This is a genomic window from [Pantoea] beijingensis (assembly GCF_022647505.1).
GTDB classification, from domain to species: Bacteria; Pseudomonadota; Gammaproteobacteria; order Enterobacterales; family Enterobacteriaceae; genus Erwinia; species Erwinia beijingensis.
Map to the genome: position 1 here is coordinate 573,141 of NZ_CP071409.1, position 16,227 is coordinate 589,367.

Below are 16,227 nucleotides of genomic sequence, written 5' to 3' on the forward strand. Positions count from 1 at the left end.
GTTAGCTGATGATATTCACTAATGATGGATATTATCTTTTGAAGGGGTGAATAAGATGACTGGACTCACGTAAATAGCGAAAAAAATAGTTAAGTAATATGTTTTTGATGACGGTCACTTTATGTTTAATCTGTTTTTTATTGTGGTGAATAACTATTTATGAGTATTGTTTTATTATTTCATTAACATGATTTTTGTATCATTTTTAACGTTAGTGTTTTGTTTATTTATTTGTTTTTTAATGGTTTTATTTGCTCTCTGCATGAATATCATTAAAAGGCGTTAAATTATTTTAAAAAACACATTTTATTTCGGATAATTATTCCTGAGTGGTGTTTTTTTTATTCATATAAAATTGTGATGTAAGTTTGTTTATTATTTATTTTTTACTATTAACAACGGCTATCCAGCAACTGATGCACTATAAGGGTTTTTCCTCTATGCTGTTTTGGTGAATATTTATTTTGCATGAGTTTATGTATAAAAAAAGTAACCAGGATAATTATATGTTCTGAATAATCAGGGGCAGGGGAGAAATCAATTGAGGGGGATTTTCGCTCCGTCTCCGGAGCGAAAAATGCAGAAATAATCAGAGTTGCGATGAAAGTGTCGCGACAAGAACCGCTTTAATGGTATGCAGACGGTTTTCCGCCTGATCGAACACAATGCTGTGCGAGGATTCAAACACCTCATCGGTGACTTCCATGCCATTGTGCAGATGATAATGTTCCGCTATCTGTTGGCCCAGCGTCGTTTGTTTATCGTGGAAGGCAGGCAGACAGTGCAAAAATTTCACCTGTGGGTTACCGGTGAGTTTCAGCATCGCCATATTCACCTGGTAGGAACGCAGCATCGCAATACGGCTTTGCCAGACTTCTTTGGGCTCTCCCATTGAGACCCACACATCGGTATAGATGAAATCTGCCCCGATAACGCCCTCGGTAACCGATTCTGTTAAGGTAATCTTGCCGCCGGTCTGTTGTGCGAGCTGGCGGCATTCAGTCACCAGCGCTTCATCCGGCCAGCAGCTTTTTGGGGCGACCAGGCGTAAATCGAGTCCCATCACCGCGGCTGCTTCCAGTATGCTGTTGCCCATATTATTGCGTGCATCACCTACATAAACCAGTGTCATATTTTTCAACGGCTTTCGCGGCAGATGCTCCTGCATCGTCAGCAGATCGGCCAATAACTGGGTGGGATGGAACTGATTCGTCAAACCATTCCACACAGGTACACCAGCATACTGCGCCAGAGTTTCAACAACCTTTTGTTCGTAGCCGCGGTACTGAATGCCGTGGTACATGCGCCCCAGTACGCGAGCCGTATCTTTGATCGACTCTTTATGGCCGATCTGACTGCCGCTTGGGCCAAGATAAGTGACGTTAGCCCCCTGATCGAATGCGGCAACCTCGAAAGCACACCGGGTCCGGGTTGAGTCTTTTTCGAAGATGAGCGCGATGTTTTTACCTTTCAGGTGTTGAACTTCTTCGCCATTTTTCTTATCGGTTTTTAGTGAGGCGGATAGGGCAAGCAGGGCGTTAATTTCAGCGGGGGTAAAATCAAGCAGCCGGAGAAAATGGCGTTGATATAACTTACTCATACAGCACTCCGTGTGACATCTTATATTGAATTAAAATTCAATTTAACCGAATGAATATTCATATTCAACCCCAGAAAAAAGAAACTTATCTTTTTGTGTAGTGGCGCGAGGGGCACTGTGGGAAAATAATAAAATATTCGCCCGCACTTTTGAGGAATTGAACCATGTCTAAGGAATCACTGTTGGAAGATCAGCGCGAAGAGACTCGTCTGATTATTGAAGAGCTGTTGGATGACGGCAGCGATCCTGACGCGCTCTATACGATTGAGCATCACTTCTCAAGCACTAACTTCGATATCCTGGAGAAGGTCGCCGTAGAGGCGTTCAAACTGGGTTATGAAGCAACGGATGCGGAAGAACTGGAGCTGGAAGATGGCACCAAAGTCATCTGCTGTGATGCGATTTCCGAATGCGCGCTGAATGCGGAATTGATTGATGTACAGGTTGAACAGCTGATCGAGCTGGCGATGAAATTTAACGTTGATTATGACGGTTGGGGAACCTACTTCGAAGGCGATGAAGATGACGAAGAGGGTGATGAGGAAGATATTGATGATGATGAGGATGACGGCGTCCGTCACTAATCTTCCGCGGGCGGCCCGCATGCCGCCCGTTTTACTTACCTGTAACCGGACCGTTTTACCGCAATGAGCTACCAGCAACTCCTCGCCCCTTTACATGCCTTTCTGCACTGCCGTACACCGCAAGCCTGGATCGATGAGGCGTGCAAGCCGGAAAACCTGCCGACGCTGCTCACCGATCATCTGGTGTGCGAACTGAAAGCGGCTCAAACCGCAATTTGGCTGATCCGTAAATATGTCGCGGACAAAGAGAGTGGTGATGCGCTACTGACCTGGCTAAAGCCTTACGAGAATTTCGTTCATAGTGAAAACTATGATCTTCACTTCCTCAATGATCATAAGAGCCTGTCAAAAAATGTAATCATTCGCGGTAATCTTCCCTACGCCGATGAGCTGGTGGAAAAGATGGTGATGTTGATCAAAGAGGAATTGCACCATTTTTATCAGGTACTGGAGATTATGCAGGCGCGTCATATCCCTTATGTCAAAATCACCGCCAGTCGTTATGCTAAAGGATTACTGCGGGAAGTGATCACACATGAGCCGGATACGCTGGTCGATAAACTGATTTGTGGTGCCTACATTGAAGCGCGCTCCTGTGAGCGTTTTGCCAGCCTGGCGCCTTATCTGGATGAGGACCTTGCACGATTTTATACTTCACTGTTGCGTTCTGAAGCGCGCCACTATCAGGACTATCTGGCGCTGGCTGCACGGGTTTCACCGGTTGATATCAGCATGCGGGTCAGGAAGATTGGCGAAGCGGAAGCGCGCTTAATTCAGACGCTGGACAATGAGCTCCGCTTTCACAGTGGGGTGCCCGGTGACGCGCTAAGCGGGGCTACAACGATTTTAACATCCTGACTTCACAGTCGACATGGCCGGTACAGCCCAGTGGGTTGTCAAGATGGTGGAATCCCAGTTTCTCATAGAGCGCTACGGCGCGCGTTAGTGAAGCGGTCGTCTCCAGATAGCAGCGGGTAAAGCCACGTTCACGGGCGAAATCCATCGACTGCATCGCCAGCTGGCGTGCCAGTCCCAGACCGCGAACGATGGGTAAAAAATACATCTTTTGCAGTTCACAGATATCAGGTTCGCTGCCTTGCAGTGGCGCAACGCCGCCGCCGCCGACAACCTCCCCTTCCAGTTCAATAACCCAGTAAGCGCTGTTGGCTGCGCCGTACAGTTCAAACAGACTATCAAGGTTGGGATCGGCAACCGTAAAGCCCTTATCTGCGGTGAGTCCGAACTCGGCAGAGACTGCGCGGATCACGCCAGCGATAGCGCGATTATCTTCCGCTTTGATGGGGCGAATGCGCAGATTGAGTTGTGTGGTCGTTGTCATAAAATTATCGCCAGAGGTCGGGAGGTAAACCTGGACAGTGGAATAGAGTCATCCCCGCCGATGCTGAAAGTGCTACTCCAGTCATGGCGGGGATAAAACGCAAGGTTACTTACAATGCAGCAATGACGGCCTGCTGTTCAATCAGTTTTACTTTTGCCTGTTCACATTCAGCCATACGCTCACGCTCTTTCGCCACCACCGCTTCCGGTGCACGTGCGACAAAGCCTTCATTGGCAAGTTTACCCGCGATGCGACCGATCTCAGCTTCCAGACGAGCAACCTCTTTCGCCAGACGATCCAGCTCGGCGGCTTTATCCACCAGGCCGGCCATCGGGATCAGCAACTCCGCGCCGTCGATCAGCTTGGTGACAGAAACCGGGCCTTTATCGTCCGTCGGCAGTAGGGTAATACTGTCCAAGCGTGCCAGCGTTTGCAGGAAGCTGTTATTGTCGGTGACGCGGCGCTGCGCTTCAGCACTGGCCCCGCGCAACAGCACATCCAGCTTCTTGCCCGGTGCAATATTCATCTCAGCACGGATATTACGTACTGCGACGATAGCCTGCTTCAGCCATTCGGTATCAGCCAGTGCAGCACTGTCCACTTTATTGGCATCAAAGGCCGGCATCGGCTGCAGCATGATGGTATCGGCGGTAATACCTTTCAGCACTTTCACGCGTTGCCAGATGGTTTCGGTAATGAATGGAATAATCGGATGCGCCAGGCGCAGCAACGACTCCAGCACCTCAACCAGCGTGTGGCGCGTGCCGCGCAGTTCCGCTTCTGAACCGCCATTCATCACAGGCTTCGTCAACTCCAGATACCAGTCACAGAACTGGTTCCAGGTGAACTCATAAAGAATATTAGCTGCAATATCAAAGCGATAGCTATCCAGCGCTTCACGATAGGCTTTCACCGTCTGGTTAAACTCCGCCAGAATCCAGCGATCGGCCAGTGACAACACGCGCTCGCCGCCGTGCTGGCCGCAATCCTGATCTTCGGTATTCATCAGCACAAAGCGGCTGGCGTTCCACAGCTTATTACAGAAGTTGCGGTAGCCTTCCAGTCGCTTCATATCCCAGTTGATATCACGGCCGGTTGAGGCCAGCGCCGCCAGGGTGAAACGCAGTGCATCGGTGCCGTGTGGTTCAATCCCGTTCGGGAACTGTTTTTCGGTACGCTTGCGGATTTTCTCGGCCAACTGCGGCTGCATCATATTGCCGGTACGTTTCTCCAGCAGGTCCGGCAGCGAAATACCGTCCACCATATCCAGCGGATCGATGACGTTGCCTTTCGACTTCGACATCTTTTGCCCTTCCTCATCACGGATCAGACCGGTCATGTAGACGGTCTTAAACGGCACCTGCGGTTTGCCGTTTTCATCTTTGATAAAGTGCATGGTCAGCATGATCATGCGTGCAATCCAGAAGAAAATAATGTCAAAGCCGCTAACCAGCACGCTGGTCGGGTGGAAGGTACGCAGTGCTTCGGTATTTTCCGGCCAGCCCAGTGTGGAAAAGGTCCACAGGCCAGATGAAAACCAGGTGTCCAGCACGTCTTCATCCTGAGTCAGCACAATGTCCTGCCCCAGGTGATGTTCAGCGCGCACCTCTTCTTCATTGCGTCCGACATAGACATTGCCGTCTACATCGTACCAGGCTGGGATGCGATGTCCCCACCACAGCTGGCGTGAAATACACCAGTCCTGAATGTCGCGCATCCAGGAGAAATACATATTTTCGTACTGCTTAGGGACAAACTGGATCTCACCTTGCTCAACGGCTTCAACAGCCACTTTCGCCAGCGGCGCGGTACGGACGTACCATTGATCGGTCAGCATCGGTTCGATCACCACGCCGCCGCGATCGCCGTAAGGCACCGTCAGGTCGTGTGCTTTGATCTCATCCAGCAGGCCGAGATCGTCAAGCGCCGACACGATCGCTTTACGTGCCGCAAAACGTTCCAGCTTCTGGAATGGCGCCGGGATAGCACTATCGTAAGCTTCACAGGCTTCGCCATTAGTATCATAAACCTGAGCGCTTTCACGGATATCGCCGTCAAAGGTCAGGATATTGATCATCGGCAGCTTATGGCGGCGGCCCACTTCGTAGTCGTTAAAATCGTGCGCCGGGGTGATCTTCACGCAGCCGGTGCCTTTTTCCATATCGGCGTGCTCGTCGCCCAGAATCGGAATACGGCGATTCACCAGCGGCAGCACGACGAACTTACCGATCAAATCTTTATAACGCGGATCCTCCGGGTTGACCGCCACACCGGTGTCGCCCAGCACGGTTTCCGGACGGGTGGTGGCAACCACCAGATAATCTTTACCGTCGGCGGTTTTCGCGCCATCGGCCAGCGGATAGCGCAGGTGCCACATTGAACCTTTGGATTCGCGGTTTTCCACTTCCAAATCGGAAATGGCGGTGCGCAGTTTCGGATCCCAGTTGACCAGGCGTTTACCGCGATAAATCAGGTTCTCTTTGTGCAGGCGCACAAACACCTCTTTCACCGCGTTGGACAAGCCTTCATCCATCGTGAAACGCTCACGTTCCCAATCGACAGAGTTCCCCAAACGACGCATCTGACGCGTGATGGTACCGCCTGATTCTGCTTTCCATTGCCAGATTTTCTCGATAAAGGCATCACGGCCATAATCCTGGCGCGTCTTACCCTCTTCGGCGGCAATCTTACGTTCAACCACCATCTGGGTGGCGATACCAGCATGGTCGGTTCCGGCCTGCCACAGGGTGTTTTTCCCCTGCATACGCTGGTAGCGGATCATGGTATCCATAATGGTTTGCTGGAAGGCGTGACCCATATGCAAGCTGCCGGTCACGTTCGGCGGCGGGATCATGATGCAGAAGCTTTCCTGGCTGGTATCGCCATTCGGTTTAAAGTAGCCCTGCTTTTCCCAGTGCTCGTACAGCGGCTGTTCGATCTCTTGCGGGTTATATGTCTTTTCCATTTCTGCTATGTCGTTTGTGGCTGCGGTGGCGTGGCCGTATTCAAGTGGAACCCGACGCTGCGATACGCTTTATAGCGGTCGCGCGCCAGCTGTTTAAGAGATGCTTCGTAAGGGACGAAGTCTATCACTTCATAGAAAGCGGTGGCAAAATCTGCGAACTGAGGCAGCAGGCTGATCAGCAGGTCACGCGGTGAATTACCGCGGCGCTGCGGCCAGGCCAGTTCAACCGGTGCGCCGTATTTCGGACCTTCACCGGCCAAATTATGCGGTACGAAAGCGCTGGCTGGACGCTGCCATAAGGCTTCATCCAGCTTGATGGCCTGTTGCTCATTTTCACAGGCGATCAACACGCGTTTCCCTGCGCGCCAGCGCGCTTCCGCCAGATCGCAGGCTAACGCTTCAAGCGCGCTAAGCCCGTCGACCGGCGTCTCGGTGTCCAGCAGGTAGAAGGTCGCGTTTTTCATGTGTGATGCCTGAAGAAAGTGAAAGTAAAACGGGCGGAATCGCTTCCGCCCTGACGGCAGGTTATCGGCAACAGCCTGCGCCGCGCCGTATTATCCATCATTGTCCGATCAATCGTCGCCGTTTAGTCCCGCACGGTTCAGCAGAAACTGCGACAGTAGGGCTACCGGACGTCCGGTGGCGCCTTTTGCTTTGCCGGAGCGCCATGCGGTACCGGCGATATCCAGGTGCGCCCAGTTATACTTGCGGGCAAAACGCGCCAGGAAACTGGCGGCGGTAATTGCGCCGCCGGGGCGGCCACCGATATTGGCCATATCGGCGAAGTTAGACTCCAGCTGTTCCTGATACTCATCCGCCATCGGTAAACGCCACGCGCGGTCACCGGCCTGCTCGGACGCGCTAATCAGTTCATGCGCCAGCGGGTTATGGTTGGAGAGTAACCCGCTAATATGGTGGCCAAGTGCGATCACGCAGGCGCCGGTTAACGTTGCGATATCAATCACCACTTCTGGCTCGAAACGCTCAACGTAGGTCAATGCGTCACACAGCACCAGACGGCCTTCCGCATCGGTATTTAACACCTCAACAGTTTGACCGGACATGGTCGTTAACACGTCACCCGGACGGAAAGCGCGCCCGCCAGGCATGTTTTCGCAGCCCGCCAGCACACCCACCACGTTCAACGGCAGATTCAGCTCGGCGACCATGCGCATCACGCCATACACCGATGCTGCGCCGCACATATCGTACTTCATTTCGTCCATGGCTTCGGCAGGTTTGATGGAGATACCACCGGAGTCGAACGTCAGCCCTTTACCCACCAGCACGATAGGTTTGCTTTCCGGATCCGGATTGCCCTTGTACTCAATTACTGACATCAGTGATTCATTCTGCGAGCCCTGGCCAACGGCCAGATAGGCATTCATGCCCAACTCTTTCATCTGCTGCTCACCGATAACGCGGGTAGTAATATTTTTGCTGTAGTTATCGGCCAGCTGACGCGCCTGGGAAGCCAGGTAAGCCGCGTTGCAGATATTGGGTGGCATATTGCCGAGATCTTTCGCCGCACGTATACCAGAAGCGATAGCCAGCCCGTGTTGAATCGCTCTCTCACCACTGGTCAGCTCACGGCGCGTGGGCACGTTGAACACCATCTTACGCAGAGGACGGCGCGGCTCGGTTTTATTGCTCTTCAACTGGTCGAAGCTGTACAGCGACTCCTTCGCCGTTTCCACCGCCTGGCGTACTTTCCAGTAAGTGTTGCGACCTTTAACGTGCAGCTCGGTCAGGAAGCAGACAGCCTCCATTGAGCCGGTATCGTTAAGGGTATTAATGGTCTTCTGGATCACCTGCTTGTACTGACGCTCATCGAGCTCGCGCTCTTTGCCGCAGCCAATCAGTAAAATACGCTCAGACAAAATATTAGGCACATGATGCAGAAGTAAGGTCTGGCCTGGTTTACCTTCCAGTTCGCCTCGACGCAGCAGGGCGCTGATATAGCCATCACTGATTTTGTCCAGCTGTTCAGCAATCGGTGACAGCCGACGCGGTTCAAAGACGCCAACGACAATACAGGCACTGCGCTGTTTTTCCGGGCTACCGCTTTTTACACTGAACTCCATGCACTCTCCTGAATCTTAAAGACAACGGCGTCGGCTGCGGCTAGAATGTAGCGCTTTCGTAACTGATAAACCGTTGCGTAACGACGTTTAGTAAACGGACGTCAGATTGAGTTTCGGTGACAACGGCTATTTTTTGTGCCACCTAAACGCTTGTGTCATACAATATTAGCTATGACGACGGCCATATTTAACAAAAAATGGCGGGTAAGCGTTGAAACTATCGATTTTCCTGCAAAAAGACAAGTTTTCACAGGCGTACTAAGCGTGATCATCATTAGATATCTGGTTCGGGAAACGCTCAAAAGCCAGTTGGCTATACTCTTTATCCTGTTGTTGATCTTCTTTTGTCAGAAGCTCGTCAGGATTCTGGGTGCCGCGGTGGATGGCGAAATTCCTACAAATTTAGTTCTGACATTGTTAGGCCTTGGCGTACCGGAAATGGCGCAGCTTATCCTGCCGCTAAGCCTGTTTCTGGCCATTTTAATGACCCTTGGCCGCCTCTACACCGAAAGTGAAATTACGGTGATGCACGCCTGCGGCCTGAGTAAGGCTGTACTGGTGAAGGCGGCGATGATTTTGATGTTGCTGACTGCGGCGGTCGCGGCGGTCAACGTCATTTGGCTGGGGCCCTGGTCGGCTCGCTATCAAAGCGAGGTCACCCAAAATGCGAAAGCTAACCCTGGCGCAGCGGCACTGGCTGCAGGGCAGTTTCAGCAGTCAGGCGACGGCAACTCGGTACTGTTTATCGAGAACGTGAAGGGCAACGACTTCGGTCATGTGTTCCTCGCGCAGCTGCGTCCAAATGGGAATGCCCGTCCTTCCGTGGTGTTGGCGGACAGCGGTCATATGGACCAGCGCCGCGACGGTTCGCAGGTCGTGACGCTGGATAAAGGCACCCGGTTTGAAGGCACGGCGCTACTGAAAGACTTCCGCATTACCGATTTCACTAACTATCAGGCTATTGTGGGCTATAAATCGGTGACGCTGGATCCGAATGATTCCGCACAGGCCGGGATTCACGCGCTGTTGACCACCCATAATGCGGATTTTCGCAGCGAACTGCATTGGCGTATTACGCTGATTTTCTCGGTGCTGGTGATGGCGCTGATGGTGGTACCGCTGAGCGTGGTGAACCCACGGCAGGGGCGTGTGTTGTCGATGCTTCCGGCAATGCTGCTGTATCTTATTTTCTTCCTGTTACAAAGTTCATTGCGTTCTAATGGCAGTAAAGGTCGTCTCGATCCGGCCATCTGGATGTGGCTGGTTAACATCGCATACCTGACGCTGGCCGTGGCCCTTAACCTGTGGGACACGGTGCCAATGCGGCGTTTCCGTGCCCGCTTTAGCAAGGGAGGTATGGCGTAATGTTTGGCGTTCTCGACAGATACATCGGTAAAACCATCTTTAACACCATCATGCTTACGCTATTCATGCTGGTGTCGCTCTCCGGCATTATCAAATTTGTCGATCAGCTGCGCAGAACCGGGCAGGGTGCTTACACCGCGCTGGGCGCGGGTTTGTATACTGTGCTCAGTGTCCCAAAAGATATCGAAATTTTCTTTCCGATGGCGGCGTTGCTTGGCGCACTGTTGGGATTGGGAACCCTGGCCCAGCGTAGCGAGCTGGTCGTGATGCAGGCCTCCGGTTTTACCCGTCTGCAGATTGCGCTATCAGTGATGAAAACCGCAATTCCGCTGGTGTTGTTAACCATGGCAATCGGCGAATTCGTCGCCCCGCAGGGCGAGCAGTCGGCGCGTAACTACCGGGCCCAGCAGTTGGTGGGTGGCTCGCTGATGTCAACACAGAATGGCCTGTGGGCAAAGGATGGCAACAACTTTATCTTTATTGAGCGGATTAAAAGTAATAACGAAATTGGCGGCGTCAGTATCTACAGCTTTAATGACGCGAGGCGTTTGCAGAGCGTTCGCTACGCGGCTTCCGCCGCTTATGATGCGGATAAAAAGGTCTGGAAACTGTCGCAGGTCGATGAGTCCAATCTGACCGACCCGCAGCAGGTGCGTGGGAATCAGATGGTGGGGGGCGAGTGGAAAACCGCGCTGACGCCGGATAAATTAGGTGTTGTGGCGCTGGATCCGGATGCACTGTCGATCAGCGGGCTGTACAACTATTCGAAATACCTGAAACAGAGTGGCCAGGAGTCTGGGCGCTATCAACTGAACATGTGGAGCAAAATCTTTCAGCCGCTCTCCGTGGCAGTCATGATGCTGATGGCGCTGTCATTTATTTTTGGCCCGCTGCGTAGTGTTTCCATGGGCGTACGCGTGGTGACCGGTATTAGCTTCGGTTTTGTCTTCTATGTGCTGGATGAAATCTTTGGTCCCCTCAGCCTGGTCTATGGCCTGCCGCCGGTGCTGGGCGCGATTTTGCCCAGTGCGGCCTTCTTTGCCATCAGCGTCTTTATGTTGTTGAAGCGGCGGTAAGTCAAAAGCCATTAAAAAGCGGGGTATCCCGCTTTTTTCTCAACGCCGTTCGCATATCGCTTGTCTGAAGGGGGTTAAGCGCCTAAGCCTGCCTCAGCAATGTATTCCTGGATAATCTCATCAAAATCCTGGTTGCCACGGAAACCCAGCTGTTTCGCATAGGTCGCCAGGAAGTCGCCGGGCCAGGAGTTCACAATCTTCTCTACATTGCTGTCACGCTGATAGTCGATACGTGCCACCACGTCATCACCTGCGACGCGGCGCAGCGCATCAATCATCTGCTGCACCGTAACGGACAGCCCGGTCATATTGATGACGCGTCCGCTGCTGAGCGAACCGGCGTCCAGTTCATGCCCCTGAATCAATGCCTCAATCGCTTTCGCTGGTGAAAGTAACCACAGGCGAGTATCAAGCGCCACCGGACAGCGTGCCGCCTCACCGTTTAGCGGTTCACGGATGATCCCGCTGGCGAAACTGGACGCTGCCTGATTGGGTTTTCCCGGACGTACGACAATGGTTGGCATACGTAAACTACGTCCGTCGAGCCAGCCACGGCGGCTGTAATCGGAAAGTAGCAGATCGTTCATAGCCTTTTGAATCCCGTAGGAGCTTTGTGGCATCCATACCTGCTCGTCGGGGACCTGAAGTGGAAGTTCACCGCCGAATACCGCAACTGAGCTGGTGATCACCACTTTAGGTTTACGCCCTTGCTGACGCAGCCCTTCAAACAAATGGCGGGTTGCATCAAAGTTAATCGTCATGCCCAGTTCAAATTCCTGTTCAGCCTGGCCTGACACGATAGCGGCCAGATGAAACACGGAGTCAATATCCTCTTGCAGCACTTGATCCAACCACGCTTTATCGCTGATATCCCCGCTGCGGATATCGAGACGCGGGTCATCTATACCGCCCAGAGCCACCCGATCACAGGCGATAATGCGCTGAATATCACGGCGCTGCCCATGCTGATCCGTCAGTTGTCCACCCGCCAACAGTGCGGTAATTAATTTTTTGCCGAGAAAGCCTGCGGCACCAGTGACTAATATGTTCATTACGTACCTCGTCAATATTTATCAGTTTTCAGGATGCAGCGTATGGTCCACATCCTGAGAATATTCAGAACAAACCGTTATCGATTCACCATGCGCGCCGGGATCAAAAACACCGCTGCCGCGCCAACAAACAGCGTGGCGGAGATAATCAGCACGCCAGACTGGGTTGAATGCGTCAGGTCATTGAGCAGCCCCATCAGATAAGGCGCTACGAAGCCGGCCAGGTTGCCAAAAGAGTTGATTAATGCGATACCCACGGCGGCCATGGACCCGCCGAGAAAGGCGGTTGGCAGGCTCCAGAACATCGGTAAGGTGCTCAGACCTCCGGCAGCGCCGAGGGTTAAGCCAATCATTGAGATAATCAGGTTGTGGCTGTACATCGCGGAGATCACCATGCCAACACCGCTCAGAATGGCAATAAAGGCTAAGTGCCAGCGGCGTTCCCGGTGTTTATCTGCGCTGCGTGAGGCAACCAGCATAGTGACAATGGCGGCTGCGTAAGGGATGGCGGTTAACAGACCAACGGTAAAAATATCGGTCACGCCCGCGTTATGTACCAGCGTTGGTAGCCAGAAGCCGACGGTATAAAATCCGGCAATCAGGCAAAAATAGATAAAGGTCAGTAGCCAGACTTTTTTATTACGGAACACCGCCCAAATGCTGACGTCATGTGCCTCATGCTGGGCGCTGTCTTCGGCCAGCCGCTTGGTCATCAGATCTTTTTCATCGCGGGTAAGCCAGCTAGCCTGTTCAATGCGATCGGTCAGAAAATAGATCACGATTGCACCAATCAACAGCGAAGGCAGACCTTCAATGATATACAACCATTTCCAGCCTTCCATGCCGTAGCTACCGTTAAAATATTCCATAATCCAGCCGGAAAGCGGGCTGCCAATTACGCCAGACACCGGCACCGCGGTGGCAAACAGCGCAAACATCCTGCCGCGCCGCCAGCTCGGGAACCAGAAAGAGAGATATAAAATCACACCGGGATAGAATCCTGCTTCTGCAACGCCCAGTAAAAAGCGCACGAGATAGAACTGCATTGGCGTGGTGACAAAGGCGGTACAGGGTGCAATCACTGCCCATGAGATGAGAATGCTGCCGATTAGTCGGCGGGCGCCAAAGCGGTGCAGGGCGAGGTTGGTTGGGATCTCAAAGAAAAAATAGCCGAGGAAGAAGATCCCGGCACCTAATCCATAAACGGCATCGGAAAAAGACAGGTCTGCTGACATCTGTAGCTTAGCGACACCCACATTAATGCGGTCCAGATACGCTACGATATAGCAGAGCATCAGCAGCGGCAGAATACGCCACATCACCTTCTTCCATAACAGCTCTTCTGCCGGAGTAATGGCCGCGCTGTCGTACGTGATTGAGGATGAAATCGTCATAATTATTAAGCCTCAGGTAAAGCCTGGTTTGCATAGGGTAGGGTTTTTAAAGATAAGGTTTTGCCCAGCGCAGTCCCGGTAGCGTACCGTTCGCCGGATGATATTCCGTGCCGATATAACCGCTGTATTTCACCTCTTCCAGCACGGAAAATAGCCATGGATAATGTGTTTCTCCGCCGTCCGGCTCATGCCGATCGGGTACGGAGGCAATTTGTACATGCCCGATACGTTGCCCGAGCGTTTTGATCAGGTTGGTCAGATTGCCGTCGACTATCTGCGCATGGAACAGATCCAGTTGTACAAAAACGTTAGTGCGGGAGACGGCATCGCACACCGCCAGAGTTTGCCACTGACTGGAATACAGATAGTTAGCTCGCACCTGAGGGCTAAGGGCTTCCAGCATAATATTTATGCCGAGCGGTGCCGCACGATCGGCGGCATAGCGGACATTATCAATAAAGGTTTCGCGGCATGCAGCGGCATCGGCTGTGGGCGTTACCACACCGGCCATCAGGTGCAGTGAGGGGCAGCCGAGAGCGTGGGCATATTGCAGTGCGCAATCAATATCCTGGCGTGCTTGCGTTTCACGGCCAGGCAGGGTCGCGATCCCCCATTCACCGGCCGCAACGTTGCCCGGCGGTGTATTAAACAGCACCAGCTGTAGCTGGTGATCATCCAACTGCCGCTTGAGTTCATCGACCGGATAGTCATAAGGAAACAGCATTTCTACCGCTTTGAAGCCTGCGTCTGCTGCTGCCGCAAAGCGTTGCATAAATGGCAGTTCGGTAAATAGCATCGAGAGATTAGCGGCAAGTTTAAGCATTGTAGGCGCTCCGCAACGTGGCGATTTCATCGCTACTCAGGTAGCGAACCGGATAGTTTTCCAACGTAAAGAACAGACGAGCCGCTGCTTCCATCTCTTCAAGGTTGTCGGTTGCGTCACGCAGCGTTTTTCCCATTACCACCGGGCCGTGGTTGGCCAGCAGAAAGGCCCGATGCTGCTTTGCTCTTGCGCTGAGGTATTCGCCAATCTGCGGGTCGCCCGGACGAAAATAGGGCACCACGGGAATATCGCCAACGCGCATCACCACATAGGGTGTGCAGGGCGTCATCGCACTTTCCGTATTCAGATTATTGAGGCAGGAAAGCGCCGTCAGGTAGTGGCAGTGCAGGTGTACAATCGCCAGACACGCCGGGTTATGGTTATACAGCGCCAGATGAAAACTGACCTCTTTTGAGGGCTTCTTACCTGAAATCCATTCGCCGGCCAGCGTCACTTTTGACAGGTCATCCGCCTCCAGTTCACCGAGGCAAGAGCCGGTTGGTGTCGCGAGGATCGCACCATCCTCCAGCAGAACTGAAAGATTGCCGGCTGAGCCGGTCGCATAGCCACGTTGGTAAAAAGAACGGGCGATGGTGACCATCTGCTGGCGCTGTTGTTGTTCATTCATGATGTAAACTCCTGGTGTTGAGCGCGGGCAAAGAAGTTGATATCGCCAAAGTTGCCGGATTTAAGCAGCAGATAAACCGGTTGGTTAATTGCCTTAATCCATGGCACACCCGGTGAGACGGATGGGCCAATATGGAAGGCATGTACGTTCAGCGTTTGGGTAATGGCGCTGGAAGTTTCGCCTCCTGCGACAATAAAATTGCCGATCCCGGCCTGGCAAAGCTCCCCGGCGAGACGGGAAAAGAGGGCTTCAATCACCGAACTGCTTTTTTCCACGCCAAAACGCTGCTGAATAACATGCAGCACTTCTGGCGCAGAAGTGGCATACACCAGCGGCGCAGGCGAGGTGGGTTGTGCCAATACCCACTCAGCAAGGGTATGGGCATAGGCCTCTACGGTGAGTTCGCCAGCCAGCAGCGGTTCAACGTCTACGCTTTGTGAGGGTGCCAACTGACGATAGTGTGCGACCTGCTCGTTGGTGCGTTCGGAACAGGAGCCGGACAGCACCACGCTACGACCGGAACGCTGCCACATCGCGCCCTGTAACGGCGGCAGAGATGTTTCACGTTGCCACTGACGCGCGATACCGATAGCCAGCCCGGAACCGCCAGTCACCAGTTTCATATCGGCCACGGCAGCGCCTTGGGTAATAAGATGTTGTTCAGAGAGCGCATCAAGCACGACATAGCGGAAACCCTCCGCCTGGCGCTGGATCAGTTGCTGTTTAACGGTCTGTACGCCGCGTTCAATACTCTGCGCATCAATGACGCCGCACTTACCGCTGGCCTGGGCATCCATCAGACGGGGTAAATAGCTGTCGCGCATTGGGGTGATCGGATGGTTACGCATACCCGATTCTGCAAGTAATACGTCACCGACAAACAAATAACCTTTATAGACGCTGCGTCCATTCACTGGCAGCGCCGGAGAGATAATGGTCAGCGTTTCGTCCAGCGCCAGCAGCAGCGCATCGGTGACCGGGCCGATATTGCCGCGCTCGGTACTGTCGAAAGTTGAGCAATATTTAAAGTAAAAATGGCTGCAGCCCTGCTGCTGAAGCCAGCGCAATGCATTCAGGGCGGCGCTCACGGCAAGGTCTGTTGGGCAAGATCGCGTCTTCAGGCTAACAACCAGTGCATCGGCCTGTTCGGTAAAACCCTGAGTGGGGCAGCCGTTAAACTGTACGGTTGCCATGCCGTTATTGACCAGAAAGCTGGCAATGTCGGTTGCGCCGGTAAAATCATCAGCAATTACACCAAGCCTCATATGCTTTTATTCCCCTGCAATGGTCACTCGCTTTGACACCGTTCCGTGAGTG

The 16,227-nt window shown here is 52.8% G+C and carries 14 protein-coding genes; 4 read left to right on the top strand and 10 right to left on the bottom strand.

Annotation, left to right across the window (positions count from 1 at the left end):
* Positions 1-589: 589 nt before the first annotated feature.
* The gene (gene argF, locus J1C60_RS02655; protein ID WP_128178550.1) at positions 590-1,600 is read right to left on the bottom strand and encodes an ornithine carbamoyltransferase; all 1,011 of its coding nucleotides are present in this window, start codon (positions 1,598-1,600) and stop codon (positions 590-592) included.
* Between the two features lie 164 nt (positions 1,601-1,764).
* Between argF and rraB the strand changes: the two genes are divergently transcribed.
* Both rraB and miaE read left to right on the top strand, forming a co-directional pair.
* Positions 1,765-2,184, top strand: coding sequence for a ribonuclease E inhibitor RraB (rraB, locus tag J1C60_RS02660; protein ID WP_128178549.1), 420 nt, complete (start codon positions 1,765-1,767; stop codon positions 2,182-2,184).
* A 63-nt stretch (positions 2,185-2,247) separates the two neighbouring features.
* Positions 2,248-3,042, top strand: coding sequence for a tRNA isopentenyl-2-thiomethyl-A-37 hydroxylase MiaE (gene miaE / locus J1C60_RS02665; RefSeq protein WP_128178548.1), 795 nt, complete (start codon positions 2,248-2,250; stop codon positions 3,040-3,042).
* Here the strand turns inward: miaE and J1C60_RS02670 are convergent.
* From J1C60_RS02670 to pepA, 4 genes are all read right to left on the bottom strand, one after another.
* Positions 3,020-3,523: a GNAT family N-acetyltransferase gene (locus J1C60_RS02670; protein WP_128178547.1), complete on the bottom strand. Its 504-nt coding sequence runs from the start codon at positions 3,521-3,523 to the stop codon at positions 3,020-3,022. The genes miaE and J1C60_RS02670 overlap by 23 nt on opposite strands.
* A 109-nt stretch (positions 3,524-3,632) precedes the next feature.
* Positions 3,633-6,488, bottom strand: a complete 2,856-nt coding sequence (locus tag J1C60_RS02675) for a valine--tRNA ligase (protein ID WP_128178546.1) — start codon at positions 6,486-6,488, stop codon at positions 3,633-3,635.
* Between the two features lie 5 nt (positions 6,489-6,493).
* On the bottom strand, positions 6,494-6,952 hold the full coding sequence (locus J1C60_RS02680; protein WP_128178545.1) for a DNA polymerase III subunit chi: 459 nt from the start codon (positions 6,950-6,952) through the stop codon (positions 6,494-6,496).
* A 108-nt stretch (positions 6,953-7,060) separates the two neighbouring features.
* Positions 7,061-8,572, bottom strand: coding sequence for a leucyl aminopeptidase (gene pepA / locus J1C60_RS02685; protein WP_128178544.1), 1,512 nt, complete (start codon positions 8,570-8,572; stop codon positions 7,061-7,063).
* A gap of 264 nt (positions 8,573-8,836) precedes the next feature.
* On the opposite strand from pepA, the gene lptF reads away from it, so the two are divergent.
* Positions 8,837-9,937 (top strand): LPS export ABC transporter permease LptF, encoded by a 1,101-nt coding sequence (gene lptF / locus J1C60_RS02690; RefSeq protein ID WP_128178543.1) that lies wholly within the window; start codon positions 8,837-8,839, stop codon positions 9,935-9,937.
* Entirely contained in the window at positions 9,937-11,013 is a 1,077-nt protein-coding gene (gene lptG, locus J1C60_RS02695; RefSeq protein ID WP_128178542.1) for an LPS export ABC transporter permease LptG, read from the top strand. Before lptF ends, lptG begins: the two co-directional genes overlap by 1 nt.
* Positions 11,014-11,087: 74 nt before the next feature.
* On the opposite strand, the gene denD is transcribed toward lptG, so the two are convergent.
* The 5 genes from denD to otnK form a co-directional block, all read right to left on the bottom strand.
* Positions 11,088-12,065 carry a D-erythronate dehydrogenase gene (gene denD / locus J1C60_RS02700; protein WP_128178541.1) on the bottom strand — a complete coding sequence of 326 codons (978 nt, stop codon included), beginning with the start codon at positions 12,063-12,065 and terminating at the stop codon, positions 11,088-11,090.
* Between the two features lie 77 nt (positions 12,066-12,142).
* On the bottom strand, positions 12,143-13,459 hold the full coding sequence (locus tag J1C60_RS02705) for an MFS transporter (RefSeq protein ID WP_128178540.1): 1,317 nt from the start codon (positions 13,457-13,459) through the stop codon (positions 12,143-12,145).
* A gap of 46 nt (positions 13,460-13,505) precedes the next feature.
* The gene (otnI, locus tag J1C60_RS02710) at positions 13,506-14,282 is read right to left on the bottom strand and encodes a 2-oxo-tetronate isomerase (RefSeq protein ID WP_128178539.1); all 777 of its coding nucleotides are present in this window, start codon (positions 14,280-14,282) and stop codon (positions 13,506-13,508) included.
* Positions 14,275-14,910, bottom strand: a complete 636-nt coding sequence (gene otnC, locus J1C60_RS02715) for a 3-oxo-tetronate 4-phosphate decarboxylase (RefSeq protein WP_128178538.1) — start codon at positions 14,908-14,910, stop codon at positions 14,275-14,277. The genes otnI and otnC overlap by 8 nt, the downstream gene beginning before the upstream one ends.
* A complete protein-coding gene (gene otnK / locus J1C60_RS02720) occupies positions 14,907-16,175 on the bottom strand; it encodes a 3-oxo-tetronate kinase (protein WP_128178537.1) in 1,269 nt (422 codons plus the stop codon). The genes otnC and otnK overlap by 4 nt, the downstream gene beginning before the upstream one ends.
* Positions 16,176-16,227 lie beyond the last annotated feature (52 nt).

Bases quoted from the DNA above. Each gene is read 5' to 3' on its own strand.
- otnC (WP_128178538.1), bottom strand. From the start codon at position 14,910: ATGAATGAACAACAACAGCGCCAGCAGATGGTCACCATCGCCCGTTCT.
- argF (WP_128178550.1), bottom strand. From the start codon at position 1,600: ATGAGTAAGTTATATCAACGCCATTTTCTCCGGCTGCTTGATTTTACC.
- J1C60_RS02705 (WP_128178540.1), bottom strand. From the start codon at position 13,459: ATGACGATTTCATCCTCAATCACGTACGACAGCGCGGCCATTACTCCG.
- lptG (WP_128178542.1), top strand. From the start codon at position 9,937: ATGTTTGGCGTTCTCGACAGATACATCGGTAAAACCATCTTTAACACC.
- pepA (WP_128178544.1), bottom strand. From the start codon at position 8,572: ATGGAGTTCAGTGTAAAAAGCGGTAGCCCGGAAAAACAGCGCAGTGCC.
- otnK (WP_128178537.1), bottom strand. From the start codon at position 16,175: ATGAGGCTTGGTGTAATTGCTGATGATTTTACCGGCGCAACCGACATT.
- rraB (WP_128178549.1), top strand. From the start codon at position 1,765: ATGTCTAAGGAATCACTGTTGGAAGATCAGCGCGAAGAGACTCGTCTG.
- miaE (WP_128178548.1), top strand. From the start codon at position 2,248: ATGAGCTACCAGCAACTCCTCGCCCCTTTACATGCCTTTCTGCACTGC.
- otnI (WP_128178539.1), bottom strand. From the start codon at position 14,282: ATGCTTAAACTTGCCGCTAATCTCTCGATGCTATTTACCGAACTGCCA.
- J1C60_RS02680 (WP_128178545.1), bottom strand. From the start codon at position 6,952: ATGAAAAACGCGACCTTCTACCTGCTGGACACCGAGACGCCGGTCGAC.
- J1C60_RS02670 (WP_128178547.1), bottom strand. From the start codon at position 3,523: ATGACAACGACCACACAACTCAATCTGCGCATTCGCCCCATCAAAGCG.
- denD (WP_128178541.1), bottom strand. From the start codon at position 12,065: ATGAACATATTAGTCACTGGTGCCGCAGGCTTTCTCGGCAAAAAATTA.
- J1C60_RS02675 (WP_128178546.1), bottom strand. From the start codon at position 6,488: ATGGAAAAGACATATAACCCGCAAGAGATCGAACAGCCGCTGTACGAG.